This window comes from Chitinophaga barathri (assembly GCF_003807585.1).
GTDB lineage: Bacteria > Bacteroidota > Bacteroidia > Chitinophagales > Chitinophagaceae > Chitinophaga > Chitinophaga barathri.
In genome coordinates this window covers 311,569-329,234 of record NZ_RMBX01000010.1, presented here as the reverse complement: position 1 = coordinate 329,234, position 17,666 = coordinate 311,569, and the positions used below count along the sequence as shown (strand labels likewise).

At 51.0% G+C, this 17,666-nt stretch carries 13 protein-coding genes and 2 tRNA genes; 8 read left to right on the top strand and 7 right to left on the bottom strand.

The window, feature by feature from the left end:
• A partial coding sequence (locus EG028_RS19070) for an Ig-like domain-containing protein (RefSeq protein WP_123864719.1) occupies positions 1-7,264 on the bottom strand: 7,264 nt, incomplete at its 3' end.
• Between the two features lie 465 nt (positions 7,265-7,729).
• Here EG028_RS19070 and rpmI point away from each other — a divergent pair.
• Both rpmI and rplT read left to right on the top strand, forming a co-directional pair.
• Complete coding sequence (gene rpmI, locus EG028_RS19065; protein ID WP_120515920.1) at positions 7,730-7,927, top strand: 50S ribosomal protein L35; 198 nt, start codon at positions 7,730-7,732, stop codon at positions 7,925-7,927.
• A 38-nt stretch (positions 7,928-7,965) separates the two neighbouring features.
• The gene (rplT, locus tag EG028_RS19060; protein WP_120515919.1) at positions 7,966-8,310 is read left to right on the top strand and encodes a 50S ribosomal protein L20; all 345 of its coding nucleotides are present in this window, start codon (positions 7,966-7,968) and stop codon (positions 8,308-8,310) included.
• 345 nt (positions 8,311-8,655) lie between these two features.
• On the opposite strand, the gene ispE is transcribed toward rplT, so the two are convergent.
• The 4 genes from ispE to EG028_RS19040 form a co-directional block, all read right to left on the bottom strand.
• On the bottom strand, positions 8,656-9,462 hold the full coding sequence (ispE, locus tag EG028_RS19055; RefSeq protein ID WP_120515918.1) for a 4-(cytidine 5'-diphospho)-2-C-methyl-D-erythritol kinase: 807 nt from the start codon (positions 9,460-9,462) through the stop codon (positions 8,656-8,658).
• A gap of 6 nt (positions 9,463-9,468) precedes the next feature.
• Positions 9,469-10,071, bottom strand: a complete 603-nt coding sequence (locus EG028_RS19050; protein WP_120515917.1) for a bifunctional nuclease family protein — start codon at positions 10,069-10,071, stop codon at positions 9,469-9,471.
• A 162-nt stretch (positions 10,072-10,233) separates the two neighbouring features.
• Complete coding sequence (locus EG028_RS19045; RefSeq protein WP_120515916.1) at positions 10,234-11,205, bottom strand: electron transfer flavoprotein subunit alpha/FixB family protein; 972 nt, start codon at positions 11,203-11,205, stop codon at positions 10,234-10,236.
• A 26-nt stretch (positions 11,206-11,231) separates the two neighbouring features.
• The gene (locus tag EG028_RS19040) at positions 11,232-11,972 is read right to left on the bottom strand and encodes an electron transfer flavoprotein subunit beta/FixA family protein (protein WP_120515915.1); all 741 of its coding nucleotides are present in this window, start codon (positions 11,970-11,972) and stop codon (positions 11,232-11,234) included.
• 110 nt (positions 11,973-12,082) lie between these two features.
• On the opposite strand from EG028_RS19040, the gene EG028_RS19035 reads away from it, so the two are divergent.
• Together EG028_RS19035 and tilS are read left to right on the top strand one after the other, a co-directional pair.
• A complete protein-coding gene (locus tag EG028_RS19035; protein ID WP_120515914.1) occupies positions 12,083-12,388 on the top strand; it encodes a tetratricopeptide repeat protein in 306 nt (101 codons plus the stop codon).
• A gap of 15 nt (positions 12,389-12,403) precedes the next feature.
• Positions 12,404-13,735, top strand: coding sequence for a tRNA lysidine(34) synthetase TilS (gene tilS / locus EG028_RS19030; RefSeq protein ID WP_120515913.1), 1,332 nt, complete (start codon positions 12,404-12,406; stop codon positions 13,733-13,735).
• On the opposite strand, the gene EG028_RS19025 is transcribed toward tilS, so the two are convergent.
• Together EG028_RS19025 and EG028_RS19020 are read right to left on the bottom strand one after the other, a co-directional pair.
• Positions 13,732-14,340, bottom strand: coding sequence for a rhomboid family intramembrane serine protease (locus EG028_RS19025; protein ID WP_120515912.1), 609 nt, complete (start codon positions 14,338-14,340; stop codon positions 13,732-13,734). The two genes, tilS and EG028_RS19025, sit on opposite strands and share 4 nt — an antisense overlap.
• A gap of 29 nt (positions 14,341-14,369) precedes the next feature.
• Complete coding sequence (locus EG028_RS19020) at positions 14,370-14,843, bottom strand: 23S rRNA (pseudouridine(1915)-N(3))-methyltransferase RlmH (protein ID WP_120516027.1); 474 nt, start codon at positions 14,841-14,843, stop codon at positions 14,370-14,372.
• A 128-nt stretch (positions 14,844-14,971) separates the two neighbouring features.
• On the opposite strand from EG028_RS19020, the gene EG028_RS19015 reads away from it, so the two are divergent.
• The 4 genes from EG028_RS19015 to EG028_RS19000 all read left to right on the top strand — a co-directional run bounded on the left by EG028_RS19015 (position 14,972) and on the right by EG028_RS19000 (position 17,665).
• Positions 14,972-15,045, top strand: a tRNA-Arg gene (locus EG028_RS19015).
• Positions 15,046-15,248: 203 nt separating this feature from the next.
• Positions 15,249-16,184 (top strand): metallophosphoesterase family protein, encoded by a 936-nt coding sequence (locus EG028_RS19010; protein WP_123864718.1) that lies wholly within the window; start codon positions 15,249-15,251, stop codon positions 16,182-16,184.
• 98 nt (positions 16,185-16,282) lie between these two features.
• A tRNA-Arg gene (locus EG028_RS19005) sits at positions 16,283-16,356 on the top strand.
• A 61-nt stretch (positions 16,357-16,417) separates the two neighbouring features.
• Entirely contained in the window at positions 16,418-17,665 is a 1,248-nt protein-coding gene (locus EG028_RS19000; protein WP_120515910.1) for a Na+/H+ antiporter, read from the top strand.
• Position 17,666: the final 1 nt, after the last annotated feature.

Here is a 17,666-nt window from a genome sequence, read left to right as displayed (position 1 = left end):
CACATACATCGGTCGCAATCCATACACGGCGGAGTTGGTAGTTATTCAGGCAAGCATTTACAGCACGAATGGTATCCTGGCGGGTCGTGATGGTCACAGCACCATTACAGTTGTCGGTAGCAGTCAGGACATCCATAACCGGGATCTCATCACATTCTACCGTGATAGCAGCCGGAGCAGGAGTCGTGAATACTGGCGGAGTAACGTCGTTTACGGTAATAATCTGTATCACCGAGTCTTCGTTACCACATACATCGGTCGCAATCCATACACGGCGGAGCTGGTAATTATTGAGGCAGGCAGCAGTAGCACGAACGGTGTCCTGGCGGGTCGTGATGGTCACCGCCCCATTACAGTTATCGGTAGCAGTCAGAACATCCATAACCGGGATCTCGTCACATTCTACCGTGATCGCAGCAGGAGCCGGGGTGGTGAATACTGGCGGCGTAACGTCGTTTACAGTGATAATCTGTATCACCGAGTCTTCGTTACCACATACATCGGTAGCAATCCACACACGGCGGAGCTGGTAGTTATTCAGACATGCACCAGTAGCACGAACCGTATCCTGTCTGGTAGTGATGGTCACCGCCCCATTACAGTTATCGGTGGCAATCAGAACATCCATAACCGGGATCTCATCACATTCTACGGTGATAGTAGCAGGAACCGGGGTGGTGAATACTGGTGGTGTAACGTCGTTTACAGTGATAATCTGTATCACCGAGTCTTCGTTGCCACATACATCGGTGGCGATCCATACTCTGCGGAGTTGGTAATTATTGAGGCAGGCAGCGGCAGCGCGAATGGTATCCTGACGGGTCGTGATCGTCACTGCTCCATTACAGTTGTCGGTAGCAGTCAGAACATCCATAACCGGGATCTCATCACATTCTACCGTGATTGCAGCCGGAGCCGGGGTGGTGAATACTGGCGGCGTAACGTCGTTTACAGTGATAATCTGTATCACCGAATCGCGGTTACCACATACATCGGTAGCAATCCACACACGGCGGAGCTGGTAGTTATTCAGACATGCACCAGTAGCACGAACCGTATCCTGTCTGGTAGTGATGGTCACCGCCCCATTACAGTTATCGGTGGCAGTCAGAACATCCATAACCGGGATCTCGTCACATTCTACGGTGATAGCAGCCGGAGCCGGGGTCGTGAATACCGGTGGCGTAACGTCGTTTACAGTGATAATCTGTATCACCGAATCTTCGTTACCACATACATCCGTAGCAATCCATACCCTGCGGAGCTGGTAGTTATTCAAACATGCAGCAGTAGTGCGGATCGTATCCTGTCTGGTCGTGATGGTCACCGCCCCATTACAGTTGTCGGTAGCAGTCAGGACATCCTGGGTTGGGATGGCATCACATTCTACGGTGATAGCAGCCGGAGCAGGAGTCGTGAATACTGGCGGAGTAACGTCGTTTACGGTAATAATCTGTATCACCGAGTCTTCGTTACCACATACATCGGTCGCAATCCATACCCTGCGGAGCTGGTAGTTATTCAGGCAAGCACCAGCAGCACGAATAGTATCCTGGCGGGTCGTGATGGTCACCGCCCCATTACAGTTATCGGTAGCAGTCAGAACATCCATAACCGGGATGGCATCACATTCTACGGTGATAGCAGCCGGAGCCGGGGTCGTGAATACCGGTGGCGTAACGTCGTTTACAGTGATAATCTGTATCACCGAGTCTTCGTTGCCACATACATCGGTCGCAATCCATACACGGCGGAGTTGGTAATTATTGAGGCAGGCAGCGGTAGCACGAATGGTATCCTGGCGGGTCATGATGGTCACCGCACCATTACAGTTGTCGGTAGCAGTCAGAACATCCATAACCGGGATCTCATCACATTCTACGGTGATATCAGCCGGGGCAGGGGTAGTGAATACCGGCGGTGTAACGTCGTTTACAGTGATAATCTGTATCACCGAATCTTCGTTGCCACATACATCGGTCGCAATCCATACACGGCGGAGTTGGTAGTTATTCAGGCAAGCATTTACAGCACGAATGGTATCCTGGCGGGTCGTGATGGTCACAGCACCATTACAGTTGTCGGTAGCAGTCAGAACATCCATAACCGGGATCTCATCACATTCTACCGTGATGTTCGCCGGAGCCGGGGTGGTGAATACCGGTGGCGTAACGTCGTTTACAGTGATAATCTGTATCACCGAGTCTTCGTTGCCACATACATCGGTGGCGATCCATACTCTGCGGAGCTGGTAGTTATTCAGGCAAGCATTTACAGCACGAATGGTATCCTGGCGGGTCGTGATGGTCACCGCCCCATTACAGTTGTCGGTAGCAGTCAGGACATCCTGGGTTGGGATGGCATCACATTCTACGGTGATAGCAGCCGGAGCAGGAGTCGTGAATACCGGCGGTGTAACGTCGTTTACAGTGATAATCTGTATCACCGAGTCTTCGTTGCCACATACATCGGTCGCAATCCATACACGGCGGAGTTGGTAGTTATTCAGGCAAGCATTTACAGCACGAATGGTATCCTGGCGGGTCGTGATGGTCACCGCACCATTACAGTTATCGGTAGCAGTCAGGACATCCATAACCGGGATCTCGTCACATTCTACCGTGATCGCAGCAGGAGCCGGGGTAGTGAATACCGGTGGTGTAACATCGTTTACAGTGATAATCTGTATCACCGAGTCTTCGTTGCCACATACATCGGTGGCGATCCATACCCTGCGGAGCTGGTAATTATTGAGGCAGGCAGCGGTAGCACGAATGGTATCCTGGCGGGTCGTGATGGTCACCGCACCATTACAGTTGTCGGTAGCAGTCAGAACATCCATAACCGGGATCTCATCACATTCTACCGTGATGTTCGCCGGAGCCGGAGTCGTGAATACTGGCGGCGTAACGTCGTTTACGGTAATAATCTGTATCACCGAGTCTTCGTTGCCACATACATCGGTAGCAATCCACACACGGCGGAGTTGGTAGTTATTGAGGCAAGCACCAGCAGCACGAACAGTATCCTGACGGGTCGTGATGGTCACTGCACCATTACAGTTGTCGGTAGCAGTCAGAACATCCATAACCGGGATCTCATCACATTCTACCGTGATGTTCGCCGGAGCAGGGGTAGTAAATACCGGCGGGCGTGTATCGCGAACGGTGATGGTCTGTGTTAAAACCGTTTCATTTCCACAAGCATCTCTGGCCGTCCAGGTGCGTACAATTGTATAATCATTTGCACAGGCGCCAGGAGCGGGGGCAGAAATCTGCTCGTCTTTATCATAATCTACGGCACTGCATTCATCAGTTACCGCAATATCGTCAAAGGAAGGTATACTGCTACATTCCACCGTAACGTCCGCGGGAGCCGCTGTGGCAAACACCGGTGCGGTAACGTCCGTTACCGTGATCGTCTGCTGCGTCGTAGCCGTTCTGCCGCAAGGATCGGTAGCTGTCCAGATGCGGGTGATCGTAATGCCGCATGTCTGCGCAGCGGTGGAATCCCTGTGGGTGATGGACAGTGCCAGGCCCAGCGGGTGGCTGAAGGTCGGCGTGCCAAACTGGGTGGTATAATCCGCGCCGGAAACACATGCTGTGCTTACCGGGGCAGGTGTGGTCACTACCACCGGCGGAGCGGTGGAAACGGTGATCTGTATAACATTGCTGGTGTTCGCGCACTGGGTGCCGGATCTTACGATCCTGCGGTACCAGGTTGTCTGCGTCAATACAGGGGGCTGGAAGATGCTGCCGGTTGCGGAAGGAACCGGTGCAAAACCTGTAGTGGCACTGGTGGTGCTGTATTCCCACTCATAGGTATAAGTACCGCTGCCGCCGTTGGGCACACCTACGCCGGTCAGCTGGTTGGGCTGCCCGTTCGGGCAAATCACCTGGTCCCGCTGGATCACGTTGTTGCCGATATTGCTCCTGTTGGTCAGCACTACTACATCCGGTGTGGAAGTACAGGGGCCGTTGGTGATGGTCCATGTTAAGGTGGCTGAGTTACCGGCGGGCACAGTTACAACCGCGTTCCTGTTATGGATGTCGCTGATCGCAATGCCCGCGGGCACTACGGTCCAGGTGCCTTGCGCACCGGCGATGCTTGGCGCATCGGCATTCATATTAAAGGTTGCGTTGTCGCAATGTTCCTGGTCGGGGCCGGCATTGGCAGCGGCGGGCATCTGGTAAACGGTCACCGTGGCAGACACGCAGGTTGAATTGCTGCACACCATCGGCCCTTCCGCTCTCACAGAGTAAGTAGTGGTAGTGGTGGGGTTTACGGTGATGGAAGTGACGCCTCTTGCTATTTCGGTACCGGTCGTACAGTTTCCTCTGTACCATACCCACACGCTGTTTGAGCCGAGCGATCCGCCCTGGAGCGTAAGCGTGGCCGATGAACCAACACATATATTAGGTGTGGGCAGGCTGATGGTGGGCGCGGTGGAAGGTGTATTGATCGTTACCGTAAACAGTGATTCGGTAAAACATATATCACCCGTTACGGTCATCTTTTCAGCACGGATGCGGAAAGTGTACACGCCGGGCGCAACGCCTGCAGGGTAGGGGATGCTCAGGGTACCGTCTGTTGCATACAGCGGCTCGTCGATGATATCAACGAAGCCCGGCATCGGGTTGGCGCCTACTGCTTCCAGGTCATATTGTTCAGGATCATTGGTGGAGGTCCATGGCAGGTCAAACTGGCCGGAGCCGTCCCTGCACTCTGCGATGTTCGGAGCTACCGTAATGGTGGGAGGCTCGGCATAATCCAGCGAGATCTCCGCAAAACTGGGCGGACAGGTCGATCCCGGCCTGTTTTTCACTACCGTCCAGCGGAGCATGGCGGTTTGAGGACCGTTGTTCACGGTAGCTACGGCGTTCGGGTTATGGATATCGGCGGGAGCGATAGTTACGTCCCCTGAAATCACCGTCCATGTGCCGGTCATGCTCGTATCTTTTACCGGGTCAGCATCCAGCGTAAATACGTTGGTACACTGCGCCAGGTCTCTTGCGGCGGCATTGGTGGAAGTTTCAACGATAAATGTCTTTTCAGCCGTGCTGATACAGCTGGTGCCGCTCACCTGGATGCTCAACCTTACGGTTACCGGGATGTTGAACGGCATGGTGCGCAGCGAACGGTTGTTCGGCGCGCCTGTCGGGTTGGTTGTCACCAAAGTGGCGCCGTGGTTCGGGCCTACAAAAGACCATGTTACAATCTGCGCGGGCACAGACGAAGGATCGATGGCAGTGGTAGGTTTCAGGGTGATATTGGTGAGCACCACATCCGAGCAATAGTTGGTGTTCCCGTCTATACCTGCGGGTGTTACCAGCGCGCCGGTGATCCTCACGGTATCCCTCACCGTACACTGGCCATTTTTCACGCTTACGCTGTATTCATGCGTAGTGGCGGAGGAAGGAGCGGTTATATTAATGGCCTGCGTATGCTGGTTGCCCGGCTGCCAGGTAATGGCAAAAGCGGCATTGGACGCTCCCGCATCCAGCGTTACCGGCGTGTTCACGCAAAGCAGCTGATCCGGGCCCAATGCCACCACAGGTGGTTGGTCCACGGTAATGACGATACTGTCTTTTTTGGTACATATGCGGGGCTGTCCGTTTACATACGCACCATATTGTATACTACCCGTTACGTTATACTGGCTCGTAACGGAAGGCCTGATAAGGATCTGGTTCTTTGGCTGCAGGCCGGGCCCGGGCCAGGGTTGTATGTCCGGTCCCGTCCACGTGAAGGTTTCATAACCGACGACGCCCGGAGACTCCAGGGGGGTCGCCGTTAGAATTGTGGACTCGCCTCTACACAGGGAGTCCCTGGTAGCATTGATATTTGGGAGCTCCGCCACGGAAATGATAACCCGGTTGGATGGAGTGTAACACGTTGTTGCATCGTTACCCGATTCCACGACCATCAGCTGGTACCTGATCACATCCCGTTCCTGTAATACACCTGGGCCAATATGCAACACCGGTGTATTTACGCCGGTATAACCGGGCTCTGTGATGGTCACGTAAGGCGCGCCGTTCTTGCTGTATTCCCAGCGGTAAACCGGGTTGGTAAAGTAGTTGGCGGGCTGAATAACGGATGTCAGGTTCAGTTCAGCGCCGGGGCACACCTGGTCTTCTTCCACACCCAAACCATCGATATAGGAATAGATCTTGGGAGCACAGAATACAAACTCGATATCATCCACCGCAATGTCGTTACCGCAACCGCCGGGATTGTTATTCCTGATCTCCACAATTACGTTGGTCTCACCGGGGCCTAAAGTTACTGTGCCTCCGAATTTTTGCCATCCGGTCATTCGCTGGTTCCCCCCGTTATTGATAGAGAGGTCCATGGACACGTCGTTGGTATTGAACTGGCCGATGATGTCGCCGTTGGCTTTATTTTTTACAATAAAAGTAACACCCGCGTATTGATACTGGCCATTCCAGTTTTCGCAGACGTTATTTAATACGCCAAGAGAGTTAAGGTTGATGAACCAGGCGGAAAAATTATATTTAGCACCTGGGCAGAGGTTGTTTACTTCTCTTTTATAGAAGGACCTGGGCTGCTCTGAAGAGTTGGCGATGAGCATGCCGCCAAATCCGTCGTTGGTATGGTCAAATATATCGCCCCATTCGTCTTTACCGCCTAATCTCGCGCTATAGTGAATAGCATAATGGTTGTCTGTCAATTCGCCGTTACCATCAAAGATATAATCGATGGTAGCTGGCGCGGGCAGGGCTCTTGCTGCACCACCATTTGTGAAGTTGCCGAAAGTTTCCTTGAAATTGGTAGACGGGGTAAAGGTACCTTCACACGCATCCATGGAACAATCCTCTGAAACAAACGTTTTGGTAACCTCCGTCCACCGGTTTTCCCAGTTTCCGCTGACACGAACCCTGATATAAATCCGGGCAGTGACCCGGTAGGTGCCGATTTCTGTTACATTAAATGTAATGGATTCGCTGTTATTGGCGATCCACCGTACCAATGGGCTTGCGCCTCTTGGCCGGCTGTAAACAAAATCGGGGCTAACCGGCATATCGACTGTCCACCGAACACTGTCCACGGCATATTTGTCATGGTCATCGTCATCTATATCCTGTATCCATGCGTGCATAGAAGCATAAGCTTCATCACAAACCCTTTGGGGAGCTGTCAGGAAAGGCGTGTACCGGTCAGAAGTTATCCGCGTTCCATTCTGGGCAAATCCCGTAAGGCCGGTAAACAATAACAGTATAAGGAGTAAAATTCTTCTCATTGTAGCAAACAATTAAGTGAAATAAGGATCCGTTGCAGGTGATAGGCTGCAAGCGGCGGTTATTTCCTTCGGATGGCCGGAGGAACCGTTTTACTGGAAATTGTTTGTGACAATAAGATGCGCATGTTGGCGCGCACAGATACATAGGTGTAAAGGATCGTTTTCATAGGCTTCGGTTATTCGGTATTCGGTCTTTTCAATAGGTGGTACGGACAAATTTAAACTAATCTGAAATTAAAATTAATGATAATATAGACAATTCAAAAATATGAATTTCTCTTGCACGGGTAAAAAAACACTTATATGGTGTTTATATTGTATGAGAGATTTGAATGTCAATCCTTTAATCCCGTGGAAAATTTGTTAACTTTTTTTTAGGGTTTCGGGAGAGGTTTCAATTTTTTTTGATAGAATATGTTATTTATAAAATAATTACCTACCTTTGCAGACCAAATTCGTAGTAAGATGCCTAAAGTAAAGACTCATAGCCGTGCGAAGAAGACGTTTACGGTGACCGGCAGCGGCGCTATCAAACGCCCGAAGGCTTATAAAAGTCACTTGTTGACTAAAAAGTCCAACAAAAGAAAACGTTCTCTGAGAGGAAGTAGCCTGGTGGCTGAAGCCAATCTGAACCTGGTGAAGCGTATGCTCGTACTTCGCTAATTGAATTAATTTATTAAACAAGTTTTAAAAAGCATAACATGCCTCGTTCAGTAAACGCAGTTGCGTCCAGAGCCAGAAGGAAAAAGATCTTAAAACAAGCCAAAGGCTTCTATGGTAAACGTAAAAACGTGTATACCGTAGCGAAGAACGTTCTGGAGAAAGGGCTTACCTATAGCTATGTAGGTCGCAAACTGAAGAAAAGAGAATACCGCACACTGTGGATCGCCCGTATTAACGCTGCGGCCCGCGCTGAGGGAATGACTTACTCCCAGTTCATTCATAAATTGTCAGAAAAACACATCGGCCTGAACAGAAAAGTACTGGCTGACCTGGCAATGAACGAACCTGAAACTTTCAAAAGCCTGATCGCTTCTGTAAAATAAGCACTTATTCTCTCTAAATAAGTAAACCGGTCGCCAATAGCGACCGGTTTTTTTATGCCCTGTACCCTAAACGTTTATATCTCACTATCCATTGGCAATCAATATTTAGCATCGCTGACACAAAATAACCTGGATGGCGATACCAGGGGGACGGAGGTATTTGGCAATTTTAACACAAAATCAATGGGGCCACATTGCCGCGAGAAGGTTGCGGGCTCAGTATAGCTGAAGCATATCAAAAGCATATCAAGAGCATACCAAAAGCATATCAAAAGCATAGTTAACCCCACCCGCTGCCATTCTGATCGTTCTTTTAAGTAAAAATGTCAGGCTTTTCTCCGGCTTCTAAAGTTGAAACACCCTGTAATGCGGCTCCCATACCGCCTCCGGCCATTGTTCTTTCGGGAATATCCCGACCACAGCCGAACCGCTGCCGCTCATCGTGGCGTAAATTGCCCCCGCACGGTACATTTTCTCTTTTATATTCCTGATAGCCGGGTATTCCCTGAACACCGGCCCTTCAAAATCATTGGTCAAAGCACCCTTCCAGCTGCTTACATCTTTCCAGTTCACCTCCTTCAGACCCGTTTCCGGTAGTCCAGGTGTCAGCTGCCCGAAAGCCCAGCCCGTATTCACGTGAATACCCGGATGCACCAGCAGGAAAGAATAACCAGACAGATCCACTGTCCAGGGCTCCAGGATCTCCCCCCGGCCCGTGGCAAAACAAGACTGGTTCCGTATGAAAAAGGGGCAATCACTGCCGAGCCGGGCGGCATAAGCCTCCAGCTTTTCTTCGGGTATGTCCAGGTTGTATTTGATATTCAGTAACTTAAGCGCGTAGGCACCGTCAGCCGAGCCACCGCCCAGGCCTGCGCCGATGGGAATATTTTTATGCAGGTGAATATGTACCGGCGGCAGTTGAGGATAGTCCGCCTTCAGCAGGGAATAAGCCTTGTTACAAAGATTGTCGGTAACGTCTCCGGGAATTTCGATGCCGCTGTGCGAAAAAATGCTTTCCTCCGCCGTGATCACTTCCAGCGCATCCTGCAGGGGCAGGGGGTAAAATACCGTTTCCAGGTCATGAAAACCGTCTTCCCGCTTGTGCAGGATATGTAAACCAAGATTGATTTTACAGTTGGGGAAAAGGATCACTATGTACTATTTACTTTTACGGCTGTTGATCTCGTCACGGATGGCGATGGCACGGATATAATCTTCCTGCTCCAGCACTTCCTGCAAAAGTGTGTTCAGCTCCTCCAGGTTGAGGGCCTTGAGATCGTCTTCGGCGCCCTTCTCATGCTCTGAAATACTAGGGGTGCCAGAGGCTTTGGTCGTCTTTTTACCGGCCGGGTCATCCAGCAGGATGCCCGCACTGTTAAGGATATTCTCGTACGTGTAAATAGGGCAGCCAAACCGTACCGCCAGCGCCAAAGCATCGGATGTACGGGAGTCTATCTCGATCGTATCGTCGTTATTGGAACAAATGAGCTTGGAATAAAAAATGCCCTCCTGTAAATTACTGATAATTACTTCGTGTAACTCAACATTGAATGCATTCATGAAATTCTTCATGAGATCGTGGGTCAACGGCCTGCTGGGCTGCATTTTTTCCAGCGCCACTGCTATGGCCTGCGCTTCAAACCCGCCAATCACGATCGGCAGACGCCTTAATCCGTTCACCTCGCCCAACACCACGGCATACGAATGGGTTTGTGTAATGCTATGCGACAAAGCAACTATTTCCAATTCTATTTTTCTCATACTGTCATTAACGCGTAAGCGCTCACGTTTATACTGTGTAAGACGTGAAGTTAGAAAAATATTCGATATCTAAAAAGCGTTGGCTGCCGAAGATTAACGCTGTCCGGTAGTTTATTACCACAAAACTCCGGCCGTTATCCCCCGGCAGCCAACCCATTATAATTATTTCCCTTTATATTTCTTTACAGCTTCGGTCAGCTTTGGCACCACTTCAAAGGCATCTCCCACGATCCCGTAGTCCGCCGCCTTAAAGAAGGGCGCTTCCGCATCCTTGTTGATCACCACGATCACCTTACTGCCGTTCACGCCGGCCAGGTGCTGGATAGCTCCTGAAATACCGATGGCGATATAGAGGTTCGGCCTTACGGTAAAACCCGTCTGCCCAACGTGCTCATGATGCGGGCGCCAGTGTGCATCCGCCACAGGACGGCTACAGGCTGTAGCCGCGCCCAACGCATGCGCCAGGTCTTCCAGGATACCCCAGTGTTCCGGGCCTTTCAGGCCACGGCCGCCGCTTACTACAATTTCCGCTTCGGTAAGGGGCACTTCGCCGCTTACGGTTTCCACCTTTACCACTTTCACTTTAAAGTCCGCATCACTGAGAGCAGGCGCAAAATCCTCTACTGTAGCGGTTCCACTGCCTTCTTCCACGTTAAATGTATTGGGCAGTACAGACACGATCTTTTTAGCGGAAGTGATATTCACATTGGCAAATGCCTTGCCAGAGAATACGTTCTTTTTCACCACGAAACCCGCTGAAGTATCAGGCAGGGAGATGGCGCCCGCTACCAGGCCTGCCTTGAGGCGGGCGGAGAGCTGCGGCGCAATGGCTTTACCGGAGAAGTTGTGTGAAAACACGATCACATCCGCGTTTTCCTTCGCCGCCGCTTCGGCAACGATCTTAACGGCTGCGCCGGTTTCCAGCTCATTCAGACGGGCATCGGCCACATGCAGCACCTTGGCTGCGCCATAACGGCCCAGGGAAGCCAGTTCGTCGGCGCTTACTTCGCCAAGTACCACGGCGGTAGCCTGCGTACCCAGCTGCTCCGCTACTTTGGAACCGTATTGAACGGCCTCCAGCGCAGATTTTTTGATAGTTCCCTGGAATTGATCAGCAAATATTAAAACAGACATTAGTTCGGATTTAAGGAATGAAAGAGTTAGATCACTTTGGCTTCTTCATGCAGCAGCTTTACCAGCTCCTCCACGTTGTCCGGCGAAATCAGCTTCACGCCTGCCTTTGCGGGCGGCAGCTCGAAAGATACCACGCTGGTGAGCGTGTCCGTAGCCGCGGGTGTTATTACTTTCAATGGTTTGGTACGGGCCGCCATGATGCCACGCATATTCGGAATGCGGGCTTCGGCCATGCCTTTCTGGGCGGATACCGCCACGGGAAGGTTTACTTCAACGGTTTCCTCGCCGCCTTCGATCTCGCGTACGAGCGTGGCGGTAGTGCCGTTCACATCCAGCTTTGACGCGATGGACACAAAGGGAATGCCCACCAGTTCGGCCACCATGCCGCCTATGGACGATCCGTTATAATCAATGGTCTCTTTACCGGTAAAAATGATGTCGTAATTCTCCTGTTTTGCATGCGCCGCGATCTGTGATGCGATAAAATAACTGTCATGGCTATCCGCATCCACCCTGAAAGCTTCATCGCCGCCCAGCGCCAGCGCCTTGCGGATCACCGGCTCGGTATCAGCCCCGCCCACGGTGATCAGGTGCACGGTTGCATTCAACGTCTCTTTCAGCTCCAGGGCTCTCACCAGCGCATACCATTCGTCGTATGGGTTAATGATGAACTGTACACCCGCTTCACTGAATTTCGTGTTGTTGTCTGTGAAAGCTATTTTTGCAGTGGTGTCGGGCGTTTTACTGATACATACTAATATCTTCATATCCGTATACTGGTTTTTTATTAAAAAATACAGTGTTTACAAATATATGGGATTTAGGGTTCCGGCAATCAGTAACGCGCGATGGCTTTTAAAAATAGCATCTTTGCAAAATGGACAGAATTACCCAATTGAAGGCATACCTGGCGGACAGCCCCGCGGATAGTTTCCTGCGGCACGCGCTGGCGCTGGAATATATCAAGATCAACGACGACCAAAGCGCCCGCGAGGTATTTGAAACGCTGCTGGCCAACGATCCTGCATACGTAGGTTCCTATTATCACCTGGGCAAACTGCTGGAAAGGCTGGGAGACCAGGATGCCGCCATTGCCGCCTATGAAAAGGGAATGGACGTGGCCCGCGAAGTAAAAGAGATGCATGCATACAACGAATTGCAGGCCGCGCGCGAAGACCTGTAAATACAATACAATAAGATGATCCAACAATTACAGGAATTTATCAGGCAGGAAAGGATTTTTAACGAAGGAGACGGGCTGCTGCTGGCCGTCAGCGGCGGGCTGGATTCCAGCGTGCTTTGCGATTTGCTCGTAAAAGCGGGCTGGAGGCTTGAAATAGCGCATTGTAATTTTAAACTGAGAGGAGCGGAGAGCGACCGCGACGAAACTTTTGTGCGTTCGCTCGGTGAAAAATATAATATCCCCGTGCATGTCACATCCTTTGATACCGCCGCATACGCTGCTGAACACAAACTCTCCACCCAGGTAGCCGCCCGTGAACTGCGGTATGCCTGGCTGGAAGAACAAAGGACCGCGCGGAGACTGGCTGTTATCGTCACCGCGCATCATATGCAGGACAATGTGGAAACACTCTGGATGAACCTCTCCAAAGGTACCGGCATGGCCGGCCTGCATGGCATCCTGCCGTTGCAGGGCCATATTGCAAGGCCTTTGCTGTTCGCCACGCGGGAAGATGTCGCGGCGTACGCGGCCGTGGAAGGGCTTACGTTTGTAGAAGACAGCTCCAATACAACTGACAAGTATACACGAAATTTTTTCCGTCACAACGTCCTTCCGCCGCTTCAGGAAATTTTTCCCGATGTGGTAAGGCAGACAGGCGCTTCCATCCAACGTTTCCGCGAAGCGGAAGAGCTCTATCAACAGGCGCTGGATGTATATAAAAAGAAACTGCTCATACAGAAAGGGCAGGAGTTCTTTATCCCGCTGATCCGCTTCAGCCAGGCAACGCCACTGGCCACCATCGCATACGAACTGCTGAAACCCTTCCATTGCAGCCCCGCGCAGGCATTGCAGGTGACCGGCCTGCTGGACGCGGAGCCCGGCAAATACATCACCACCGCCACACACCGGATTGTGCGCGACCGGAAGTGGTTCATCATCACCCCGCTGAATACGGAAGAAGCCAGCTATTTTATCATAGAAAAAGAACAGGAACTGCTGCAATTACCCGGCGCTGAATTCCGCTTCAGGCAGACGGAGAACAATGAACATGCCATCAGCGCCGATCCCGCAACGGCCTGCATAGACGCGGCTACGCTGCAATACCCGCTGATGCTGCGGAAATGGAAACAGGGCGATTATTTTTACCCGCTCGGCATGATCCGCAAAAAGAAACTCAGCCGCTTTTTTATTGATCAGAAACTGTCCCTGCCGCAGAAAGAAAAGGTATGGGTATTGGAATCCGGCAAAAAGATCGTGTGGGTGGCGGGCATGCGGATAGACAACCGCTTCCGTGTAACGGAAAAAACACGGCAGGTACTGCGCATTACGATGACGGAAAAAGTTTAGTTAAAAGGCCTGAGCAACTGCTCCAGGAACAGTTTGGCGAGCTCCGGCCGCATCACGATCGGGAAAACAAGCCCCAGCACGGCGCCCCAGAAGTGCGCGTCATGGTTGATGCCATCCCCGCCGCGTTTGGACATATACACGGAATACCCGAGGAACAACCCGCCGTATACGATCGCCCAGATGGGAATAAAAAAGACCAGGATCGTGTTCCAGGGTTCAAAAAATATGGAAGAGAACAATATGGCGGACACCGCGCCACTGGCCCCGATAGAACGGTAGCCGTAAATGTCCTTGTATTTGAAATAAGTGGAAACGTCCGGCAGCACCAGGCCGAGCACGTATAATATGACGTAATACACCTTGCCGCCCAGGAACATCTGCATATTACTTTCCGCCACACTGCCGAAAAAATACAGCGTCAGCATGTTGAAGAACAGGTGGTTCCAGTCCGCATGTACGAACCCGGAAGTGATATACCGGTAATACTGGTTGTTGTGAGACACCCTGTAAGGCCAGAAACTCAGCTTGTCTATTTGATCGGGTTTATTGAAGGAGGTGATGGATACCAGGCAGGTGACAATAATAATCGCTATAGTAAGGGTCATAAAATTCTTCTGTTAAGTTGTAAAAATAATCATTGGTGGTGATATTTTTTGTTGTTGAGCACGGTATAGGCCCGGTAAAGTTGCTCAGTAACGATCAGGCGCACGATCTGGTGCGGAAAAGTAAGCGCGGAAAGGGACAGGGTGGTCTGCGCCCGCTGCAGCACAGCGGGGTCTATCCCGAAGGCTCCGCCGATGAGCACGATCAGCTGGCGGGTGCCTGCGTTTTCGCGCTGCTGCAGGAAGTCTGAGAGCTGCAGGGTGGTCATGCTTTTGCCTCTTTCATCCAGCGCCAGGAGATAATCCGCCGGCTGCAGCAAATCCAGGATCAGCTTACCTTCCGCCTTCTTCAGCTCGGGTATGGAAAGACTGGCCGCCTGCTTCACGGTAGGGATCAGTTTTATATCAAAATCAGTATAATGCTGTAATCTTTTCTGAAATATTTTTATGCCTTCGTTGATATACGCATCATTCTCTTTTCCGATGCTCCAGAGCTGTATTTTCACGGGTTTCAGCGTTTTAAATGTTACTTCAAAAGTAAATGGAAAAATGCGGATGCAGAAAAAAAGCAGTGAAAGGTTTGCGGAAATAAAAATTCTCCATACATTTGCATCCCGTTCAACATAAGAACAACGGCTCTGTAGCTCAACTGAATAGAGCATCTGACTACGGATCAGAAGGTTTCAGGTTTGAATCCTGACAGAGTCACAAAGCAAGTCTTCTACGAATGAGCAACCCGGCATACGAATCGTTTGCCGGGTTTTTTGTTTTATATCCGCCCCCGGCAACAAAACGGCTCTTTTATGCCGGTATCCGCCTTTTCCACTCATATTACTGTTTAGTTAACTCTATCTTTTGTTTAGAATATATAAACAATATTCCCTAATTTGACCTTCAAATTCAAAACAACCATGCGCAGAAGATTTATCCGGCAAATGGCCGTTCTTTTAGGCGGTGCGGGCCTTAGCATCAATAGTATTCCCGCGGCGGCGGAAGCAGCGGAAAAACCCCGGCAGGTACTGAGATTCGGCATCATGGCAGACCTTCATCACGATCTGATCAAAGACGGCGCGCAGCGCCTGGAATCATTCATCGATGAAATGAACCGCCAAAAGCCGGACTTCATCATCCAGATGGGTGATTTTTGTTTTCCCAAACCCGTAAACCGCCCGCTGATGGATACCTGGAACCGCTTTGAAGGCCCGAAATACCACGTGATCGGCAATCATGACAACGATGGCGGGTTCACCCACGAGCAGGTGATCGAATTCTGGAATGCCAAAGGAAAGTATTATTCGTTTGACGTCAACGGCTACCGCTGCATTGTGCTGAACGGCAATGAAAGGCCGCCGGGCGACAACAGCAAAGGTTATCCGCGTTCCGTACTGCGCGCGCAATGCGACTGGCTGGAAAAAGAAATAGACACCACCGGCAATCCCGTATTGATCTTCTGCCACCAGGGCATCGACAATGATTCGGACGGCGTAAAAGAGGGTATTTATCTCCGCCTGCTGTTCGAAAACGCCAACAAAAAAGCCGGCTGGCAAAAAGTACGCGCCGTATTCAGCGGGCATCACCACGAAGACTATATGAACACGTACAACAATATCCATTACGTGCAGATCAACAGCATGTCTTACCAGTTCAATCACCTGAAAGACGGTTATTCCTTCAATCAGCCGAAAGACGCGCTGTATGCCCTCGTAAGCCTGGACAGCAAAGGCACGATGCACATCAAAGGCCGGCAGTCCGAACACATGACGCAGCTGAGCGCCGCGGAACTGGAAGACTGGAAAGGATACGCCACCACGCCCGTGATCTCGGACAGGGTGATCAAGATGGGATAGTTCATGACGATGTATTACAGCGGATGATGAAAATAATTTTCAGCAGGTTCATTGTTTTTTAAAAAATATTCATACTTTTGCTACCCGTTCAAAACAATGGCTTTGTAGCTCAACTGAATAGAGCATCTGACTACGGATCAGAAGGTTTCAGGTTTGAATCCTGACAAGGTCACAAAAGAACATAAGCCCGCCAGACAAAAGTTTGGCGGGTTTTTTCATTAAAACGCGGCGATATGAATAATTACAGTATCGTATTATTTATCCTTGCAATGATGATCGGCCTTTCCGTAGTAGCGGACAGGATAAAAATGGCCGCGCCCATCCTGCTGATCGTTGCCGGTATCGCGATCGGGTTCGTGCCCGGGTTACCGCTTATTGAACTGAATCCCGAGATCATCCTGCTGATCTTTCTTCCTCCCTTGCTGTACGATGCGGCGTTTAATATCAACTTCAAGACATTCAAAACAAACATCAACACCATCTCTACCCTGGCCATCGGCCTTGTGTTTGTAACGGCTTGCGGCATCGCGGTATTCGCGTATTATTTTATACCGGGCATGACCTGGCCGCTTGCCTTTGTGCTGGGCGCCATTCTTTCGGCTACGGATGCCGTTGCCGCCATCAGTATCACAAAAGGGCTGGGGCTCTCGCACAACACCGTTACCATCATCGAAGGGGAAAGCCTCGTGAATGACGCTTCCGCGCTGGTAGCTTACCGCTTTGCGATAGCTGCCGTCACAGGCACTGCGTTTGTACTGTGGAAAGCCTCGCTGATATTTCTCGCGCTGCTGGCCGGCGGCGCTTTGGTAGGGCTGATAATGGGCAAGGTACTGGCATTTATATTACGCGCGGTGAGGAACAACAACCTGGCAGTGCTGAGTTTTATGGTACTGGCGCCATTTGTGACCTACCTGCTGGCGGAGGAATTACATGTATCCGGCGTAATAGCGGTGGTAATACTGGGCCTTAGCATCTCCAGGCTGAGCAGCCAGCGTTTCCCCGAACATATCCGTTACGAGTCCAAAACCATCTGGGATATGATCATCTTCATCCTCAATGGTCTTATCTTCATCCTGATCGGGCTGGAATTTCCCATCGTGATAAAAGCGATCGACAAAAGCCAGGTATGGAATTATGTCCTCTACGCTTTCCTGATCACGATCGCGGCATTGCTCCTCCGTATGGCAAGGGTATTCCTGCAAAAGATCAACCTGCAACGAGCGTTCTCCGCCAAAAAAGGAAAGATATCCGAAGCCGCGCTGCTGACCTTCGAGGAATGTATGATCATCAGCTGGTCCGGCATGCGGGGTATCGTATCGCTGGCAATCGCGATCGGTCTTCCCAAAAACATCAAAACGGGAGAGCCCTTCCCGATGAGGAGCGAGATCATCTTTATTGCCACCGTCGCCGTATTGTTCACAATAGTAGGACAGGGGCTTACCTTGCCCTGGGTGGTGAGGAAACTGAAATCGACGAAATAGA

Bases quoted from the DNA above. Each gene is read 5' to 3' on its own strand.
- rpmI (WP_120515920.1), top strand. From the start codon at position 7,730: ATGCCTAAAGTAAAGACTCATAGCCGTGCGAAGAAGACGTTTACGGTG.
- rplT (WP_120515919.1), top strand. From the start codon at position 7,966: ATGCCTCGTTCAGTAAACGCAGTTGCGTCCAGAGCCAGAAGGAAAAAG.
- EG028_RS19050 (WP_120515917.1), bottom strand. From the start codon at position 10,071: ATGAGAAAAATAGAATTGGAAATAGTTGCTTTGTCGCATAGCATTACA.
- EG028_RS19045 (WP_120515916.1), bottom strand. From the start codon at position 11,205: ATGTCTGTTTTAATATTTGCTGATCAATTCCAGGGAACTATCAAAAAA.
- EG028_RS19040 (WP_120515915.1), bottom strand. From the start codon at position 11,972: ATGAAGATATTAGTATGTATCAGTAAAACGCCCGACACCACTGCAAAA.
- EG028_RS19035 (WP_120515914.1), top strand. From the start codon at position 12,083: ATGGACAGAATTACCCAATTGAAGGCATACCTGGCGGACAGCCCCGCG.
- tilS (WP_120515913.1), top strand. From the start codon at position 12,404: ATGATCCAACAATTACAGGAATTTATCAGGCAGGAAAGGATTTTTAAC.
- EG028_RS19025 (WP_120515912.1), bottom strand. From the start codon at position 14,340: ATGACCCTTACTATAGCGATTATTATTGTCACCTGCCTGGTATCCATC.
- EG028_RS19010 (WP_123864718.1), top strand. From the start codon at position 15,249: ATGCGCAGAAGATTTATCCGGCAAATGGCCGTTCTTTTAGGCGGTGCG.
- EG028_RS19000 (WP_120515910.1), top strand. From the start codon at position 16,418: ATGAATAATTACAGTATCGTATTATTTATCCTTGCAATGATGATCGGC.